Annotated in this window: 14 protein-coding genes; 3 read left to right on the top strand and 11 right to left on the bottom strand. The window is 71.2% G+C overall.

Annotated elements, in window-relative coordinates:
- Window positions 1-13 precede the first annotated feature (13 nt).
- The 3 genes from ACJ9NR_RS27905 to nsdA all read right to left on the bottom strand — a co-directional run bounded on the left by ACJ9NR_RS27905 (window position 14) and on the right by nsdA (window position 3482).
- Window positions 14-352: a P-II family nitrogen regulator gene (locus ACJ9NR_RS27905; RefSeq protein ID WP_383551999.1), complete on the bottom strand. Its 339-nt coding sequence runs from the start codon at window positions 350-352 to the stop codon at window positions 14-16.
- A complete protein-coding gene (locus ACJ9NR_RS27900) occupies window positions 349-1683 on the bottom strand; it encodes an ammonium transporter (protein WP_412492217.1) in 1335 nt (444 codons plus the stop codon). The genes ACJ9NR_RS27905 and ACJ9NR_RS27900 overlap by 4 nt, the downstream gene beginning before the upstream one ends.
- Window positions 1684-1997: 314 nt before the next feature.
- Window positions 1998-3482 carry a transcriptional repressor NsdA gene (gene nsdA / locus ACJ9NR_RS27895; protein WP_412492218.1) on the bottom strand — a complete coding sequence of 495 codons (1485 nt, stop codon included), beginning with the start codon at window positions 3480-3482 and terminating at the stop codon, window positions 1998-2000.
- A 447-nt stretch (window positions 3483-3929) separates the two neighbouring features.
- Here nsdA and ACJ9NR_RS27890 point away from each other — a divergent pair, with 447 nt between their 5' ends.
- Window positions 3930-4586, top strand: a complete 657-nt coding sequence (locus ACJ9NR_RS27890; RefSeq protein ID WP_412492219.1) for a bifunctional DNA primase/polymerase — start codon at window positions 3930-3932, stop codon at window positions 4584-4586.
- A 106-nt stretch (window positions 4587-4692) separates the two neighbouring features.
- Here ACJ9NR_RS27890 and ftsY read toward each other — a convergent pair whose 3' ends face one another.
- Window positions 4693-5895: a signal recognition particle-docking protein FtsY gene (ftsY, locus tag ACJ9NR_RS27885; RefSeq protein WP_412492220.1), complete on the bottom strand. Its 1203-nt coding sequence runs from the start codon at window positions 5893-5895 to the stop codon at window positions 4693-4695.
- Between the two features lie 105 nt (window positions 5896-6000).
- Here ftsY and ACJ9NR_RS27880 point away from each other — a divergent pair, with 105 nt between their 5' ends.
- Window positions 6001-6972, top strand: a complete 972-nt coding sequence (locus tag ACJ9NR_RS27880) for an LLM class flavin-dependent oxidoreductase (RefSeq protein WP_412492221.1) — start codon at window positions 6001-6003, stop codon at window positions 6970-6972.
- A 133-nt stretch (window positions 6973-7105) separates the two neighbouring features.
- Here the strand turns inward: ACJ9NR_RS27880 and ACJ9NR_RS27875 are convergent, their stop codons facing one another.
- From ACJ9NR_RS27875 to ACJ9NR_RS27860, 4 genes are all read right to left on the bottom strand, one after another.
- Window positions 7106-8527: a sugar porter family MFS transporter gene (locus ACJ9NR_RS27875; protein WP_412492222.1), complete on the bottom strand. Its 1422-nt coding sequence runs from the start codon at window positions 8525-8527 to the stop codon at window positions 7106-7108.
- Between the two features lie 206 nt (window positions 8528-8733).
- On the bottom strand, window positions 8734-12564 hold the full coding sequence (locus ACJ9NR_RS27870; protein WP_412492223.1) for an AAA family ATPase: 3831 nt from the start codon (window positions 12562-12564) through the stop codon (window positions 8734-8736).
- Window positions 12565-12780: 216 nt separating this feature from the next.
- Window positions 12781-12984, bottom strand: a complete 204-nt coding sequence (locus ACJ9NR_RS27865) for a hypothetical protein (protein ID WP_058922942.1) — start codon at window positions 12982-12984, stop codon at window positions 12781-12783.
- Between the two features lie 381 nt (window positions 12985-13365).
- Window positions 13366-13647 (bottom strand): acylphosphatase, encoded by a 282-nt coding sequence (locus ACJ9NR_RS27860; protein WP_412492224.1) that lies wholly within the window; start codon window positions 13645-13647, stop codon window positions 13366-13368.
- Between the two features lie 167 nt (window positions 13648-13814).
- Between ACJ9NR_RS27860 and ACJ9NR_RS27855 the strand changes: the two genes are divergently transcribed.
- Window positions 13815-15215 (top strand): CAP domain-containing protein, encoded by a 1401-nt coding sequence (locus ACJ9NR_RS27855; RefSeq protein WP_412492225.1) that lies wholly within the window; start codon window positions 13815-13817, stop codon window positions 15213-15215.
- Window positions 15216-15532: 317 nt separating this feature from the next.
- Here ACJ9NR_RS27855 and ACJ9NR_RS27850 read toward each other — a convergent pair whose 3' ends face one another.
- From ACJ9NR_RS27850 to ACJ9NR_RS27840, 3 genes are all read right to left on the bottom strand, one after another.
- A complete protein-coding gene (locus ACJ9NR_RS27850; protein ID WP_412492226.1) occupies window positions 15533-15967 on the bottom strand; it encodes an NUDIX domain-containing protein in 435 nt (144 codons plus the stop codon).
- Window positions 15968-16099: 132 nt separating this feature from the next.
- On the bottom strand, window positions 16100-16318 hold the full coding sequence (locus tag ACJ9NR_RS27845) for a hypothetical protein (RefSeq protein ID WP_412492227.1): 219 nt from the start codon (window positions 16316-16318) through the stop codon (window positions 16100-16102).
- 166 nt (window positions 16319-16484) lie between these two features.
- Window positions 16485-17066, bottom strand: a complete 582-nt coding sequence (locus tag ACJ9NR_RS27840; protein WP_412492228.1) for a flavodoxin family protein — start codon at window positions 17064-17066, stop codon at window positions 16485-16487.
- Window positions 17067-17149: the final 83 nt, after the last annotated feature.

Below are 17149 nucleotides of genomic sequence, written 5' to 3'. Positions count from 1 at the left end.
CTGTTCCTGTTCGTCAGAGCGCGTCGGGGCCGCGCTCGCCGGTCCGGACCCGGACGGCCGTCTCCACCGGGAGCGACCAGACCTTGCCGTCACCGATCTTGCCGGTCCGGGCCGCCTTGACGATGACGTCGATCAGCTGATCGGCGTCGTCGTCCTCGGCCAGGACCTCGATACGGATCTTGGGGACGAGGTCGACGGTGTACTCGGCACCGCGGTAGACCTCGGTGTGGCCCCGCTGACGACCGTAACCGCTCGCCTCGGTGACCGTCAGGCCGTGGACCCCGAAGGCCTGCAGGGCTTCCTTGATCTCGTCGAGCCGGTGGGGCTTGACGACGGCGGTGATGAGCTTCATGCGTCCACCTTCTTGCTCTGGGCCGCTCCGGCACCGGCGGGCACGGCGTTACGGGCGGCACCGCCGCCGGCGCCGCTGAAGTCGTATGCGGTCTCGGCGTGCTCGGCCTGGTCGATGCCGGAGATCTCCTCGTCCTCGGTGACCCGCATGCCGATGGTCTTGTCGAGGAGGAAGGCGAGGATCGCGGAGCAGATCAGGGAGTAGAAGAGGACTCCGAAGACACCGGCGCACTGGATCCAGAACTGGTGCATGCCGCCGCCGTAGAAGAGGCCCTTCACGTCGGACTGGCCCTTGCCGCTGGCGAAGAGGCCGATCAGCAGGGAGCCGAGGATACCGCCGACCATGTGGACGCCGACGACGTCGAGCGAGTCGTCGTAGTTGAAGCGGTACTTCAGGCCGACGGCCGCGGCGCAGCCGACACCGGCGATGGCGCCGACCGCGATCGCGCCCAGCGGGGAGACCGCGCCGCCGGACGGCGTGATGGCGACCAGACCCGCGACGGCACCGGAGGCGGCGCCCAGCGTGGTGAACGCGCCGTGGCGGATCTTCTCGTAGACGAGCCAGGCGCACATGGCGGCGGCGGTGGCGATCTGGGTGTTGACGAACATCAGCGGGCCGACGCCGTCGTCGTTGCCGAGCCAGGAGCCGGCGTTGAAGCCGAACCAGCCGAACCACAGCAGACCGGCGCCGAGCATCACCAGCGGGAGGCTGTGCGGGCGCATCGGGTCCTTCTTGAAGCCGACGCGCTTGCCGATGACCAGGATGACGCCGAGCGCGGCGGCGCCCGCGTTGATGTGGACCGCCGTGCCGCCGGCGAAGTCGATCACGCCGAGTTCGAAGGCCCAGCCGCCGGTGCCCCAGACCCAGTGGGCGACCGGGAAGTACACGACCGTGGCCCACAGGACGAGGAAGAGGGTCCAGGCCGAGAACTTGACGCGGTCCGCGAGGGCACCGCTTATCAGCGCCGGTGTGATGATCGCGAACATCATCTGGAAGACGGCGAACACGAAGACGGGGATCGTGTAGCCGGACCAGATGTCCATCTTGTCGATGCCGGCCCAGCCGATGTAGTCGCCGGTCCAGCCGACGATCGAGCCGTGGTCCGTGCCGAACGCCATGGAGAAGCCGTACAGCACCCACAGAAGGGTGACGACGCCCATGCTGATGAAGCTCATCATCAGCATGTTGAGGGTGCTCTTGACGCGGACCATGCCTCCGTAGAAGAAGGCGAGGCCCGGGGTCATGATCAGCACCAGGGCGGAAGCAATGAGCATGAAGCCGGTGTTGGCGGCGGACAGTTTGTCCGCGGCAAGCGTGATGGCTGGTGCCATCGGCGTCTCCTCGTCGTTGATACGGCCCCGTGCGGGCGAAGCCTGAAGCGGGCATGAGGGGTGGGCCGGTTATGCGCCATGAGATTGGCGCAGCGCGGTTTCGGTGGGAGCCCCTCGTTGTTTCGCCGCCGTGACGAAGGCGCCGTGCGTGTTACGCCTCGATGAACTGCCGGAGGCCGGCCGGAATGATCGTTATCTTGGCGCAACCTTCCCCGATGGGAAGGATCCGGCCGCGGACGGCCTTCCGATGACCTGGCACGGGGGAGCCGAGTCGGGCAGTTCGGGAAGGCCGGCCGCGGCCGGGGTCAGGGGATTCAGACCGCCTCGGCGGTCTCGGGGAGCTCCAGTGCGAGCTTCTCGGTGAGGTCGACGACCTCGGCCAGCTCCCCGAAGTCGCGTACGGCGGTGTCGACCGTCTTTCGGATACGAGTGTTCACCCGCTCGGAGCGCACCTTCTTGGCGATGTGCATGGCCTTCTCGGCCAGCACGGTGCTGCGCTCGGGCCGGCGCTGGAGCAGGTGCACCGTGGCCATGCCGATGAGGTTCAGCGCGTACGAGCGCTGGTGCTCGGTGTCCTGGGCGAACAGGTCGACGGCCTGCTGCATGACGGGTTCGGCCAGGGAGGCGTAGGTGGGGCTGCGGCCCGCGACGTAGGCGAGGTCGCGGTAGGAGTGGCTGTTCTCGCCGTGCAGTTCGGCCTCGGAGAAGAAGCGGATCCAGTCGGGGTCCGGCTCGTCCCACTCGTCGACGTCGGCGAAGGTGTCCTCGGCCATCCGCACCGCCCGCTTGCACTTGCCCGGCTGCCCCATGTTGGCGTAGGCGCGGGCCTCCATCGCATACAGCATCGACTGGGTGCGGGGGCTCGCGCAGTCCCGGCTGCCGTACTGCGCGAGGTGGATCAGTTCCAGGGCGTCGTCGGGCCGGCCGAGGTGGATCATCTGGCGGCTCATGCTGGACAGGACGTAGGAGCCGAGCGGTTTGTCGCCCGCCTCCTTGGCGGCGTGCAGGGCGAGGACGAAGTACTTCTGGGCGGTGGGCTGGAGGCCCACGTCGTACGACATCCAGCCCGCCAGCTCGGCCAGTTCGGCGGCGACCTTGAACAACTTCCTGGTGGTCGCCTCGGGCTGGGGCTCCTGCAGGAGGTCCGTCACCTCGTGCAGCTGGCCGACGACCGCCTTGCGGCGCAGTCCGCCGCCGCACTGGGCGTCCCACTGACGGAACATCACGGTCGTGGTCTCGAGGAGGTCAAGCTCCGGCCGGGAGAGCCGGCCGGCACGGCGGGAGACGGCGGGCGGCTCGGGCTCCGCCTGCGGGGCCTGGGGCGAGGGCACCAGCCAGCGCTGCATGGGCTCGATGAGGGACGGGCCCGCCGACAGGGCCAGCGAGGTCCCGAGGAAGCCGCGCCGCGCCAGCATCAGGTCGCTGCGCGAGAACTCGCTGAGCAGCGCCACCGTCTGCGGGCCCGTCCAGGGCAGGTCGACGCCGGTCGCGGAGGGTGACTGGCGCGCGGCGCGCAGGCCGAGGTCGTCGACGGAGACCACACAGCCGAAGCGCTCGGAGAACAGCTCGGACAGGATCCTGGGGATGGGCTCGCGGGGGTTCTCGCCGTCCAGCCAGCGGCGCACCCGGGAGGTGTCCGTGGAGATGTGGTTGGCGCCCAGCTGGCGGGCCCTGCGGTTGACCTGGCGGGCGAGCTCGCCCTTCGACCAGCCGCTGCGCACGAACCAGGAAGTGAGCAGCTCATTGGGGCGCTTGTCGATGCTGGTCGCGGTCGTCCCGCTCCCGCCGTTGCCGCTCACTGGAACGCCCCCATCCCTGAGACCACTTGTCGCCGAGTGCGCCAAGCCCTATCAGAATGCCGGTGAATACGGCCTCCCGTCCGCCGGTTCTCACCCTTCGAACGGGATACCGGCTTGCCCCCGGCATACCCACGAGTGCATGTGCCCCCGGGACCCGTGCACTCAAAGTAATCCTACGATCACCCGTCCAGCCATGGCGAACCCGGAAACGCCACCATTCGCCACCCCTTCGAATGAACTCACGTCGGCCCGCACGCGATTCACTTGACATAGACCGATCGGAAGTAGGCGGAGCGATGCACTCAGGGGCGCGCGCCGTCGAGTTCACCACCAGAGGCACCTCCAGCGCCGCCCGGACCCAGCGGGGCGGGTGGCTCGGGCGTCACACAGGGTCACGATTCGCATCCGCGTCGTAACCACCGGCGCGTCGGACCCGTTGGAGGGGGTATGGGCTTCACGATCGGCGGCATCCGGGAGATCCGCTCCGGCTCGCGTCGGCGCGGCCGCTCCTCGGAGTGCACCGCCGTCGCCGAGTTCACCGGGCTCTGGGGCTGGGACGTCGTGGCCGGCGCGCGGGCCGCGGGGTCCGCCTGCTCCTGCGGCCGGGCGGACTGCGGTGCGCCGGGGGCGCATCCGCTGGAGTTCGCGCCGCTGGTTCCGGCCGGCGCCACGCTCGACGACGTGAGCAGGACCTGGGCGGACTTCCCCGGAGCGTCCGTGATGCTCGCCGTCGGCCGGGCGTTCGACGTCATCGACGTGGCCGAGGCCGCCGGCCGCCGCGCCCTGGTCCGCCTGGAACGCATGGGCCTGCCCGTCGGCCCGGTCACCGCCACCCCGGAGGGCCGCGCCCAGTTCTTCGTCGCCCCCGGCGCCGCCGCCGAACTCCCCGGACTGCTCTACCGCATGGGCTGGGACGACCCGACCTCCCTGGACCTGCGCGGCCTCGGCCCCGGCAGCCACATCACGGCCCCGCCCTCGGACCGCGGCGGCAGGGGCCCCGCGCGGTGGCTGCGGCAGCCCGCGCTGGACTCGGCCACGAAGCCGCCGGCGGCGCGGTTGCTGCTGGGCACCCTGGCGTACACGGCGCACCGGTCCCGGACATAGACCGTACGGCGGACACGTACGTCGCACACAGCGAAGCGCCCGCTTCCCGACTGCACCTTGGGAGGCGGGCGCTTCTTCGTGCTCGTAGCGGTGCCGGCCGGCGGTGTCACTCTCCGACGAGGGCGTCGACGAACGCCTCCGGCTCGAACGGCGCCAGGTCGTCGGCGCCCTCGCCCAGCCCGACCAGCTTGACCGGGACGCCCAGTTCGCGCTGGACCGCGATCACGATGCCGCCCTTGGCCGTGCCGTCCAGCTTGGTGAGCACGATGCCGGTGATGTCGACGACCTCGGCGAACACACGGGCCTGCACCAGTCCGTTCTGCCCGGTCGTGGCGTCGAGGACGAGCAGGACCTCGTCCAGCGGGGCGTGCTTCTCGACGACGCGCTTGACCTTGCCGAGCTCGTCCATGAGCCCGGTCTTGGTGTGCAGGCGCCCGGCGGTGTCGATGAGGACGACGTCGGAGCCCATCTCCTTGCCCTCCTTCACCGCGTCGAAGGCGACGGAGGCGGGGTCGCCGCCCTCGGGCCCGCGCACGGTGTAGGCGCCGACGCGCTCGCCCCAGGTCTGCAGCTGGTCGGCGGCGGCGGCACGGAAGGTGTCCGCGGCGCCCAGGACCACACTGCGGCCGTCGGCGACGAGGACGCGGGCGAGCTTGCCGGTGGTGGTGGTCTTGCCGGTGCCGTTGACGCCGACGACCATCACGATGCCGGGCTTGCTGGTCTCCGGCTCGGTCCTGACCGTGCGGTCCATGTCGGTGCCGACCAGCTTCAGGAGCTCCTCCCGCAGCAGGCCGCGCAGCTCGGCGGGGGTGCGGGTGCCCAGGACCCGCACCCGCTCGCGCAGGCCGTCGACCAGTTCCTGGGTGGGGGCCACGCCGACGTCGGCGGTGAGCAGGATGTCCTCGATCTCCTCCCAGGTGTCGTCGTCGAGGTGCTCGCGCGACAGGAGCGTGAGCAGGCCCTTGCCGAGCGCGTTCTGGGAGCGGGACAGGCGGGTGCGGAGGCGGACGAGCCGGCCGGCGGCGGGCTCGGGGATCTCGATCTCGGGGACCTCGAGGACGGGCGGCTCCACGACGGCGACCGGCGCCGAGCCGTCCGGAAGATCCACCTCCTCTATGGTCCGGCGTGGTTCGTCGCGGGGCGTCTCGGCCTCGTCGCCGACGTGCGGCTCGGCCGGAGGGGCGGTGATGTCGGGCGCGGCGGGCGGCGGCGGGGGCAGCGGCTTCTTGCGCCGGGTGCCGATGACGAGCCCGCCGAGCGCGCCGATCACGACCACGGCGATGACTACAGCAAGGATGACGGTTTCCATAACCCGACCAGTATCGGTCATGGAGTCCCGCGCCACCCCTCTGGATGTCTGACACACCGTCAGCTAAGGTCCGCTTCCACACCCGCCCGGTGGAGGGGAGCCCCCATGCCCGTCACGGTCGTCCGCTTCAACCTCGTAGAGCCCGACGCCACCCCCGCCTCCCTCGCCGCCCGCTACCGGGCGGCCCTGGACATGGCGGCGTACGCCGACGAGCACGGGGTCACCACCGTGCAGACCGAGGAGCACCACGGCGTCGCGGACAACTGGCTGCCGTCGCCCTTCGCCTTCGCGGGCGCGGTCTTCGGCGCGACCAGCCGGGTCGCGGTGACCGTCTCGGCGGTGATCGGCCCGCTGCACGACCCGCTCCGGCTGGCCGAGGAGATCGCCGTGCTGGACCTGATCAGCGGCGGGCGGCTGGTGACGGTCGCCGGGATCGGGTACCGGCCCGAGGAGTACGCGCTGTTCGACGTGGACTGGAAGCGGCGCGGCAGGCTCCAGGACGAGGTGCTGGAGACGCTGCTGAAGGCCTGGACCGGCGAGCCGTTCGAGTACCGCGGCCGTACGGTGCGGATCACCCCGCGCCCGTTCACCGAGCCGCACCCCCTGCTGCTGGTCGGCGGCTCCTCGAAGGCCGCCGCCCGCCGGGCGGCCCGCCTCGGCCTCCCCTTCTTCCCCAGCGCGCACCTGCCGGAACTGGAGGCGTACTACAAGGAGCGGCTCGTCGAGTACGGCACCGAGGGGTGGACCATGATGCCCGCCGCCGAGACCCCGCTGCTGCACATCGCCGAGGACCCGGACCGGGTGTGGGCCGCGTACGGCCGGCACTTCCTGCACGAGGCACGGACCTACGCCTCCTGGCAGTCCGGGGACATCCGCTCCGCCGTGAAGTCCTCCGCCACGACCGTGGACGACCTGCGCGCCGAGGGCGTCTACCGCGTCCTGACCCCGGACCAGTGCGTGGCGCTGGGCCTCGACAGCCTCGTGCTGCACCCGCTGGCGGGCGGGATGCCCCCGGAGGAGGGCTGGCGCAGCCTGCGCCTGTTCACCGAGCGGGTGCTGCCGCGGCTGACGGACTGAGCGCGGCCCGCCCGCGGCCGCGACCGCGGGGCCGCCGCCCCGGCCCGGTCACTCACCGGCCGGGGCGGGGCGGCGGTGGGGTACGAGGAGAAGGGCGGCGGGGACTGGGCCCCTCTCCTCGGCTTCGGGGGCCTCAGCCCATCTCCTCCAGCGCCTTGCCCTTCGTCTCCTTGACGAACTTCAGGACGAAGGGGACGGAGAGCGCGGCGAAGACCGTGTAGATCACGTAGGTCGCGGAGAGGTTCCAGTCGGACAGCGACGGGAAGCTCGCGGTGATCGCCCAGTTGGCGATCCACTGCGCGGAGGCGGCCACGCCCAGCGCGGCGGCGCGGAGCTTGTTCGGGAACATCTCGCCGAGCATGACCCAGACGACCACGCCCCAGGACAGGGCGAAGAAGAGGACGAAGACGTGCGCGGCGATGAGGGCGGTCCAGCCCTGCGCGGCCGGGAGCTTGCCGTCGACCAGGTGGTGGGAGAAGGCCCACGCCTCCAGCCCGAGGCCGACGACCATGCCGACCGAGCCGATCAGCGCCAGCGGCCTGCGGCCGATCCGGTCCACGAAGACCATGGCGATCACGGTGCCGACGATGTTGATGATCGACGTGGTGAACGAGTAGAAGAACGAGTCCGTCGGGTCGACGCCGACCGACTGCCACAGCGTCGCGGAGTAGTAGAACGCGACGTTGATGCCGACGAACTGCTGGAAGACCGACAGGCCGATGCCGACCCAGACGATCGGCTTGAAGAAGAAGCCGCCGCCGAGCAGGTCCTTGAAGGAGGACCTGTGCTCGCTCTTCATGGCGAGTTCGATCTCGCCGACGCGGGCGTCCAGGTGGGCGGCCCGGCCACCCTCGACCTCGGCGAGGATCTCCCGGGCACGGGCCCGCTTGCCGACGGAGATGAGGAAACGGGGGGACTCCGGGATGACGAAGGAGAGCAGGCCGTAGAGGGCTGCCGGGATCACCATCACGCCGAGCATGACCTGCCAGGCCTCCAGGCCCAGCAGGGTGCCGCGCTGGTCGCCGCCCGCGGCCTTCAGCAGGCCCCAGTTGACCAGCTGCGAGACGGCGATGCCGACGACGATCGCGGCCTGCTGGAAGGAGCCGAGCCGGCCGCGGTACGCCGGCGGGGCGACCTCGGCGATGTAGGCCGGGCCGATGACCGAGGCCATGCCGATGGCGAAGCCGCCGACGATGCGCCAGAAGGCGAGGTCCCACAGGGCGAAGGGCAGTGCCGAACCGACGGCGCTGACGGTGAACAGCACGGCGGAGATCTGCATGCACCGGATGCGCCCGATGCGGTCGGCTATCCGGCCCGCGGTCGCGGCGCCGACGGCACAGCCGATCAGGGCGATGGCGATGACCTGGGCGAGAGCCGCGGAGCCGATGTCGTAGCGGTCGCGGATGGCCTCGACCGCTCCGTTGATCACGGAGCTGTCGTACCCGAAGAGGAACCCGCCCATGGCGGCCGCCGCCGCGATGAAGACGACGCGCCCGAGATGCTCGGGATGAGCCGTTCTGGCTCCTGACTGGGGTGCCTGCGCGGTGCTGGTCACTATGTGGACTCCTCGGGCCACCGGCGTCGCTGCCGGAGTGGGGGGCGCCTGTCAGGTTCAAGTGGCACACAGGGGCGCACCGCTCACACCTGAAGGTAAACACAACGTTCCCGAGACTATGCCTTCAAGTTTCGAAGTCAATAGGCAGTTGTCTATGAGCTTTCAGACGACGCACCACTCATTGTGTTCATTTCTTGAAGTAACTGTCAGTGAAGCCGCTGCGAAATGACCTTGGACACACCGTCGCCCTGCATGGAGACGCCGTACAGCGCGTCGGCGACCTCCATGGTCCGCTTCTGGTGCGTGATCACGATCAGCTGCGAGGCTTCCTGCAGCTCCTGCATGATGCGGATCAGCCGCTGCAGGTTGGTGTCGTCGAGGGCGGCCTCGACCTCGTCCATGACGTAGAAGGGGCTCGGCCGGGCCTTGAAGATCGACACCAGCAGCGCGACGGCCGTGAGCGAGCGCTCGCCGCCCGAGAGCAGCGACAGGCGCTTGACCTTCTTGCCCGGCGGACGGGCCTCGACGTCGACACCGGTGGTGAGCATGTTGTCGGGATCCGTCAGGATCAGCCGGCCCTCGCCGCCGGGGAACAGCCGGCCGAAGACCCCCTCGAACTCCCGGGCCGTGTCCCGGTAGGCCTCGGTGAAGACCTGCTCGACCCGCTCGTCGACCTCCTTGACGACCTGGAGCAGATCGGCGCGGGTCTTCTTCAGGTCCTCCAGCTGCTCACTGAGGAACTTGTGGCGCTCCTCCAGCGCGGCGAACTCCTCCAGGGCCAGCGGGTTGACCTTGCCCAGCTGCTGGTACGCCCGCTCGGCGGCCCTGAGCCGCTTCTCCTGCTCGCCCCGTACGAAGGGCTTCGGCCGGTTGCGCGGGTGCTCCGGGTCCTCCGGCAGCTCCTCGCCCTCGGCCGGCGGTGAGGGCGGCACGAGCTGGTGCGGCCCGTACTCGGTCACCAGCCCCGCCGGTTCCACCCCGAGCTCCTCCAGCGCCTTGGTCTCCAGCTGCTCGATCCGCATCCGCTTCTCGGCGCCGAGCACCTCACCGCGGTGGACGGAGTCGGTCAGCTTGTCGAGCTCGGCCTTGAGGTCGCGGCCCGCGCCGCGGGCCGCGGTCAGCTCCTGCTCGCGGCGGGCCTTGGCGGCGTCGGCCGCGGTGCGCTCCGCGTCGGCCCGGGCGACGGAGACCTCGACGTGCGCGAGCAGCTGGCGCGCGCCGGAGGCGACCGCCTCCGCCACGGCCGCCTCGTGCCTGAGGCGCGCCCGCCGCTGCTCGGCACGCGCGCGTGCCTCGCGTTCCGCGCGGGCGGCCCGGTCCAGCGAATCGGCCCGCCCGGCCAGTCCCTTGACCCGTTCCTCGTGCGTACGGACCTGGAGGCGGGCCTCCATCTCGGTCTGGCGGGCGTTGGCGCCGTCGGCCGCGAGCCGGTCCCGGACCGAGGTGTCGGGCTCCTCCTCGACCGGCGTCTCCTCGGCGACGGCGAGCCGTTCGGCCAGCTCCTCCACGTCCTGGAGCGCCTTGTCCAGCGCCTCCTGCGCCCGCGCGGCGGCCGCGGCGGAACGCTCCGCCTCGCCGGCCGCGCCCCGTGCCTGGCCCGCCAGCCGTCCGAGTTGCTGGGCGACGGCCGACTTCTCCCGGTCGGCGGCCCTGCGCCGCTCGCCGACGTCTTCCACCAGCGCGGCGCACTCGCCCCGCCGCTCCCCCGCCGCGCGCTGCGCCTCGGCCAGCTCCTCGCACCGCACCGCCAGCTCCTCCAGCTCGGCGGCGGCCTCGTCCACGGAGGCCTGCACCTCCAGCAGAGTGGGCGCGCCCGCGGAGCCGCCGTGGGCGAAGTGGGCGCCGAGGAGGTCGCCCTCGGCGGTGACTGCGGTCAGGTGGGGGTGGCTGTGGACGAGGTCCTCGGCGTCCTCAAGGGTGCCGACCACGACGATGTCGTGCAGCAGCCGGCGGATGGCGGGCATGAGGTCGGAGGGGGCGCGGACGAAATCCGCCGCGTGAGGGTGTCGGCGGGCGGTGGGTTTGTCGTGGCCAGAGGATTGGGAGTGGCTGGAGGGGGTGGCGTGGCTGAGGGGTTCGGGGTGGCTGGATGGGGTGGCGTGGCTGAGGGGTTCGGGGTGGCTGGATGGGGCGGCGTGACTGAGGGGTTCAGGGTGACTGGAGGGGGCCTCGTGACCGAGGGTTTCGAGGTGACTTGAGGGAGCGGTGTGACCGAGGGGTGCGTCGTGATTGAGGGATGCGCCGTGGCCGCTCGCGCCGTTCCCCTCCCCCCTGAGGCCGGCTCCCCCGAGGCGGGCTGCCGTGCCGGGGTCCTCCGGCGCTCCCGCCAGCAGCAGGGACGCGCGGCCGGCGTCCTGCTTGCGCAGGAGGCGGATCGCTTCTGCAGCGGCCGACGGTGAGCTGACCGCCAGCGCGTCCGCCGCCGCGCCGAAGGCCGCGGCCAGCGGGACCTCATGGCCGGGCGTGACCGTGAGCAGCTCGGCCACCGGGCCCAGCAGTCCGCTGAGGCGCTCCTTCGCGCCGAGCAGTGCCCCGGTGCCGTCCTTGCGGCGCAGGCCGAGGGCCAGCGCCTCGTGCCGGGCCTGGGTCGCGGCGCGCCTGCGCTCCGCCGCGGTGGCCGCCTCACGGGCCGCCGTCAGCGTGGCCTCCGCGTCGGCCAGTTGCCGTTTCGCCGCCTCGTGCCGCTCGCCGAGTTCCGCGTCGTCGGCGTCGAGGCCGTCGACCTCGGCCTTGAGTGCCTCGTACTCCTCCTGGGCGGCGACGGCCCGCTCCTGCGCCTCGTCGCGCGCTGCGGCCAGCCGGTCGATCTCGGCCTGTGCGGAGGCGGCGCGCGAACGGGCCGCGTTGACCTGACCGTTCAGCCGGGCCAGGCCCTCACGGCGATCGGCGATGGCGCGGGCGACGTCCTTCAGGCGCCGTTCCTCGTGCGCGAGTTCGCGCTCCAGCTCGGCCCGGTGCGCGACCGTGTCCTCCAGGGCGTGCTCGGCCGCCTCCAGGGCCGCCTCGAGTTCGGCCTCCTGCTCCCGGATGCGGGCGGCCTCGCGCTCCATGTCCTCGGGGTCGCGGCCGCGCCGCTCCTCGGGCGGCACCGACGTCGCGCTCTTCACGCGCGCGTCGGCCAGCGAGATCGTGCCGCGCACCCGCTCGGCCAGCTGCGAGAGTTCGTACCAGGTCTGCTGGGCGCGCTGCAGGCGCGGCGTGAGCTGCCGCACCTCGTCCTCCAGCTGCGCCTCGCGCTGCTGGGCCCGGCGCAGCTCCTGCTCGGCGGCTTCCTTGCGCTCCTTGAGAGCCGCCTCGTCCGCGACCTCGGTCCTGAGCGCCTCCCGCAGCCGTACGAGATCGTCGGCGAGGAGGCGGAGGCGGGCGTCGCGGAGGTCGGCCTGGATGACGGCGGCCCGGCGGGCGACCGCGGCCTGGCGGCCGAGGGGCTTGAGCTGTCTGCGCAGTTCGTCGGTCAGGTCCTGGACACGCGCGAGATTGGCCTGCATCGCGTCGAGCTTGCGGAGCGCCTTCTCCTTGCGCTTGCGGTGCTTGAGGACACCCGCGGCCTCCTCGATGAAGGCGCGGCGGCCCATGGGGTCGGCGTGCAGCACGGAGTCGAGCTGGCCCTGGCCGACGATGACGTGCATCTCGCGGCCGATACCGGAGTCGGACAGCAGTTCCTGGATGTCGAGCAGCCTGCAGGTGTCACCGTTGATCTGGTACTCGCTGCCGCCGTTGCGGAACATGATCCGCGTGATGGTGACCTCGGCGTACTCGATGGGCAGGGCGCCGTCGGAGTTGTCGATGGTCAGGGACACCTCGGCGCGGCCCAGCGGAGGGCGGCCGGTGGTGCCAGCGAAGATGACGTCCTCCATCTTGCCGCCGCGCAGCGACTTGGCGCCCTGCTCGCCCATGACCCAGCTCAGCGCGTCCACCACATTGGACTTGCCCGAGCCGTTCGGCCCCACGACACACGTGATCCCCGGCTCGAACCGGAGCGTGGTCGCCGAGGCGAACGACTTGAACCCCCGGAGGGTCAGGGCCTTGAGGTGCACGCCGCCGGACTCTACCTTCCGCCGCCATCCCGCACGACGACCGCGGGGCACCCGGCGGTTTCACGCATGAACATGCAGGGCACACCAGACGTTGTAGAGGGTGAAAGGATGCGCGGGGAAAGAAAGAAGGGACGCCGAAGCGTCCCTTGCAAACTCTGACAACTCAGCGGTTGACACGGGCGGCCCAACCACTGCTGTCGTGGTTCGATGCAGTGATCAGGTGAGCGCAGGCTCCGCCTGGTGTGCGTCGATGCTCTCCATGATCCTGTCGTGAGAAGCGGCAGCCGTGAGCGCGTCGTTCTCGGCCTGGATCCGTACGAGCTCGGATTCCAGGTCCTGGACTCGCTGCTGGAGCCGTCGCATCTCGGCGAGGAGTCGAGGGTCGGAGCCGCCGACGTAACCGAGAAGCGCCTTTGCCATGATGGATGGTCCTCCACAATGAGTGACCGACCGAAGCGGTGTGGGTCGTGAGGGATTCGCACCCGCGGTGCTTGACACTCTTGAGTTCTTGCTGCCGTTCATCCATGCCAAACAGCTAGGTGCGCGGGGTGCTTTCAGCGTCTCACCAAAAAGTTTGACGGTCAACACGATCACGCCCCGTATTGGCGGGCAACCCGGGGTGCGCGGCCTGGAAGCGGCTGCACTGCGACTCCTGCGGGGCCCTCAGGGCGTGGCGATCACTCTTGAGGGCGGAGCCTGCCACGGCGAGCGCTCCTTGGCAACCACCAGGCAATATCTGCCTCCGGCACGCGTAGTTGGCAGGTTCGCCCGCCGTGGCCTGGGCCGCTTTACAGAAGCGGCTCAGCGGATGGCGAAGCCGTCGTAGCCGCCGCGGGGTGTGTCCCAGATCTCGGTGACACCGTCGACCTGGCCGGGCGTGTCGTCGCCCTGGAGCCAGTCGAGAAGACCTTCGCAGCACTCCCGGGAGCCCTCGGCGACCACCTGGACCCGTCCGTCGCCCAAATTGAGAGCAAAACCACTCAGGCCGCCGAGCTCGAGGGCCTTGGCCCGCGTGAACCAGCGAAAACCCACACCTTGGACACGTCCCCGCACCCAGGCGACCAGTCGCACATCCTCGCTCATGGGTGCAACCTAACCGGCCAATGTCTCTCTGGACACTTCCTCCCCTGGCGCCATGCGGTACCGTCCCCACCCAATGAATCTCATATGAAACTCACCCGTTGGAGTGAGTTCGGTCACTCGCAAGATCTTATGCCGCGGGTCGGCCGCAGGACGAGGAAGGCCAGAACATGGGACGCCACCGACGCTCAGCCGCCGGCCGCGCCGCCACGGGACGCGCCACGGGGGTCACTGAAAGGGACGGCTCGTACACGAGCGGCTACGACCCCCGGAAGTACTCGTACAGCTACGAACCGGCGGGGGACCTCGCCGGTTCGGATGTCTACGCGGGTCGAGACCTCCACGGGGGTCCGGACGACGGCTATGCGCGTCCGGGTGTCTACGCGAAGCCGGATGTCTACGCGGGTCCGGGTGTCTATGCGGGGCCGGACGCCTCCGCCGGCGTGGATCCCTCCGCCGGTCCGGACGCCTCCCCTGGCCCTGACGTCTACACCGGCCTGGAGACGTACGCCGGCCCGGACACGTACGCCGATACGGAGACGTACGCCGGCCCGCGGAGCAACGTCGGCGACGGGCAGCCCACCATGGGCATCGCCCCGTATCTGCGCTCCGAGGACTACGCCGCGGCCGAGGCGCGGAGTGCCGCGTACCTCTTCGCCTCGGAGGAGGACTTCGCGACGGTCTTCCCCGAGCACGGGATCTCGCGCGGCAAGGGTTCCGGGCGGGGCGGGTCGCGCCGCAAGAAGAAGGCCGTGACGCCGGTGCGCTCCGGTCTGCTCGGGGTCTCCGCCGCCGTCGCCATCGGCACGGTCGCGGTCGCCACGGGGGCGGTGCCCGGCCTCGACAACTACAAGCTCGGTGGCGGCGGCAGCGGCGGCGACAAGGTGCAGGCCGCGAGCACGCCGACCAACTCCGCGGCCGAGCAGGGCGGCACCTCCGGCAGCGTCGAGGGCCGCGAGCAGGGCGGGACTCAGGACGGAACGCAGGGCCGCGACCAGGGCTCCGCCACGAGCCGCGACGCCGACCGCTCGGCCTCGCCCTCCTCGCCGAGTCCGTCCGCCTCGGCGGCGGCGCCGACCGAGGCGCCGACGAAGAAGCCGAAGACCACGCCCGGCAAGAAGCCGAAGACCACGCCTTCGCAGAAGGAGCGGAAGCCGCACCAGCAGACCGCCGCCCCGGTGGCGGTCTCCGCGGAGGCCGCCGCGGAGGCGGAGGTGCTCAAGCTGGTCAACGACGAGCGGGCCAAGGTCGGCTGCAGCGCGGTGTCCGCCAACAGCACGCTGACGAAGCTGGCCGAGACCTTCAGCGAGGCCATGGCCACGCAGAACTTCTTCGACCACACCGACCCCAGCGGCGCCACCCCGTGGGACCGGGCCGCCCAGCTCGGCATCACCGACCTCGGCGGCGAGAACATAGCCCGGGGCCAGGCCGACGCGGCCGCGGTGATGGAGGCGTGGATGAACAGCCCCGGCCACCGGGCGAACATACTGAACTGCGACTTCAAGACCCTCGGCGTCGGTGTCCACTTCGGGTCGGGCGGCCCTTGGTGGACGCAGGACTTCGGCTACTGAGACAGCCGCAGCTCACTCACGGACCCGGCCGGGCCCGGCGGGCCGCGCTGCCCGGCGAGGACGCTGCCGCGCGGGCGGTCGCCGGCCCCGCCCGCGCAAGTCCTCACTCCGGCCACCGGCCACCGGCCACTCAAGTCCTCACCCCGGCCCAGCCACGCGGCTCCGCACTCCGGACACCCGCCGAGGCGCCTCCGCAGGCAGACCCCGTACGCTTTCCGCGCGCGCCCGTCCGCAGGACGAGATCGTCGAGTCCCCGCCGGGCGGGGGCGCCCGCGGGAAGGGGTGCGCTCACCGGCGCTGTCGCATCGTGCCGTCTCTCAGGCGCCCCAGGTCTCGGCATGCTCGCAGAGGTAGCCGGCGAGTTCGGGTGGGTGGAGTTCGAGCGCCGCCACGGCGGACGCGTCCCGCGCGACCCAGACCGCACAGAAGTCGCCTGTGTCGGGGTCGTCCAGCTCGGGACCGCTACGACGGCTGGGATCCATGTCGAGCACCTCGGCACGGAAGTAGTGCTGCACCACGGTGACCTTCTCGCCCGGCTCGGTCAAGGTCAGGAACTCGGTGGCAGCGCCGATCGTGGCACCGATCTCCTCCATGACCTCGCGTCGCAGGGCCGCTTCGAGGTCGGCGTCGCAGGCTTCGACGCCTCCACCGACCGTCGTGCAGTAGGGCGAGCCGCCCGGCCACCCCCGGCGCAGGAACACCAGTCGACCGTCGTCCAGCAGCACCGCGCGAACCTTGTGACGGACCCTCATACCCGCGACCCTAGTGTGCCCGGCGCGGTAGGGAGGCCGAACCGGGCAGGCCGCGGGCGTCGCTTCGCCGACCTCACCGGGCGATGCGCGGGAGAGTGGCCAGGCCCGCGGCAGCCGCGCGAGAGGTTCGCCTCAGCGCCTGCGGGCCTTCATCCAGGAGATGTCCGCTCCGCTGCTGCCGAGGGAACCGCGCTTCCAGGCACGCAGGTCGCGCCGGATCTCCCGCGCGTCGACCTCCATGCTGCGGCTGTCCCGGCTCCTGCCCCCACGACGTCGCGTGCGTCGGTCGCTGAGCAGGCCGAAGGCGAGGAACCCCAGCAGCACCAGGGCCGCGGGCACGACGAGAATCATGAGCACGATGGTCCGGCCACCCAGCTCCGCTGTCCAGCCGTATGCGCGTACGGCCGAGCGCAGAGGACCGCCATGGCCCGCCGAGTGGCAGGTCCCACCGTCGGACGACGCGCGCCATGGCGGTGCCGCGGCGCGTACGCGCCGCCGGCGTCCGTGGTCTCGGGGCTCAGGCCGCGCGGCCCAGGAGGAGCTGCCGGGCCGTCCGCGTCACCCGGCGGCCCAGGTGCTCGGCGGTCTGGATGTCCGCCTTGTGGACGGCGTCCGGGCCCTCGTCGACGTTGGTGGAGGCGGCTGCGCCGGCGAAGACGCCGAGGCGGTTGAGGTCGTGCTCCGAGCCCTCGCTGTTGTTCCAGCCGGGGTGCAGGCCGAGGTTGACCCAGTGCATGCCGTGCTGTCCGGCGAGGATCTGGAAGAACTGCAGGGTGTGCAGCTTGTCGCCGCTCTTGGAACCGGAGTTGGTGAAGCCGGCCGCGAGCTTGTCCTTCCAGTCCTGCCCGAACCAGCGCTTCGAGGACGCCTCGGCGAAGACGTGGAAGGCGCCGGACGCCGTGCCCATGTACGTCGGCGAGCCGAAGACGATGGCGTCCGAGCCGTCCAGCAGCGTCCACTGCTCGTCGGTGATCTCGTCCACCCTGATCAGGTGCACCTCGGCACCCGCCTCGGCGGCACCGGCACGGACGGCCTCGGCCAGGACGGCGGTGTGGCCGAAACCGGAGTGGTAGGCGATGGAGACAACAGGGGTGGTCACGATGCGTACTCCTGGGGTGAGGCTGGGACGAGGAAGGGGAAAGCGGGCGCGTGAAAGGCAGGTGCGCCGTACGGCGAGCCGAT

Origin of the sequence: Streptomyces sediminimaris (genome assembly GCF_047049295.1) — a bacterium.
Lineage (GTDB): Bacteria > Actinomycetota > Actinomycetes > Streptomycetales > Streptomycetaceae > Streptomyces > Streptomyces sediminimaris.
This window is presented reverse-complemented; position numbering and strand designations above follow the sequence as displayed.

What these genes read in the sequence shown, in the direction of transcription:
- ACJ9NR_RS27905 (WP_383551999.1), bottom strand. Translation starts at nt 352, where the DNA reads ATGAAGCTCATCACCGCCGTCGTCAAGCCCCACCGGCTCGACGAGATC.
- ACJ9NR_RS27900 (WP_412492217.1), bottom strand. Translation starts at nt 1,683, where the DNA reads ATGGCACCAGCCATCACGCTTGCCGCGGACAAACTGTCCGCCGCCAAC.
- ACJ9NR_RS27890 (WP_412492219.1), top strand. Translation starts at nt 3,930, where the DNA reads ATGGGCTTCACGATCGGCGGCATCCGGGAGATCCGCTCCGGCTCGCGT.
- ftsY (WP_412492220.1), bottom strand. Translation starts at nt 5,895, where the DNA reads ATGGAAACCGTCATCCTTGCTGTAGTCATCGCCGTGGTCGTGATCGGC.
- ACJ9NR_RS27880 (WP_412492221.1), top strand. Translation starts at nt 6,001, where the DNA reads ATGCCCGTCACGGTCGTCCGCTTCAACCTCGTAGAGCCCGACGCCACC.
- ACJ9NR_RS27865 (WP_058922942.1), bottom strand. Translation starts at nt 12,984, where the DNA reads ATGGCAAAGGCGCTTCTCGGTTACGTCGGCGGCTCCGACCCTCGACTC.
- ACJ9NR_RS27860 (WP_412492224.1), bottom strand. Translation starts at nt 13,647, where the DNA reads ATGAGCGAGGATGTGCGACTGGTCGCCTGGGTGCGGGGACGTGTCCAA.
- ACJ9NR_RS27855 (WP_412492225.1), top strand. Translation starts at nt 13,815, where the DNA reads ATGGGACGCCACCGACGCTCAGCCGCCGGCCGCGCCGCCACGGGACGC.
- ACJ9NR_RS27850 (WP_412492226.1), bottom strand. Translation starts at nt 15,967, where the DNA reads ATGAGGGTCCGTCACAAGGTTCGCGCGGTGCTGCTGGACGACGGTCGA.
- ACJ9NR_RS27845 (WP_412492227.1), bottom strand. Translation starts at nt 16,318, where the DNA reads ATGATTCTCGTCGTGCCCGCGGCCCTGGTGCTGCTGGGGTTCCTCGCC.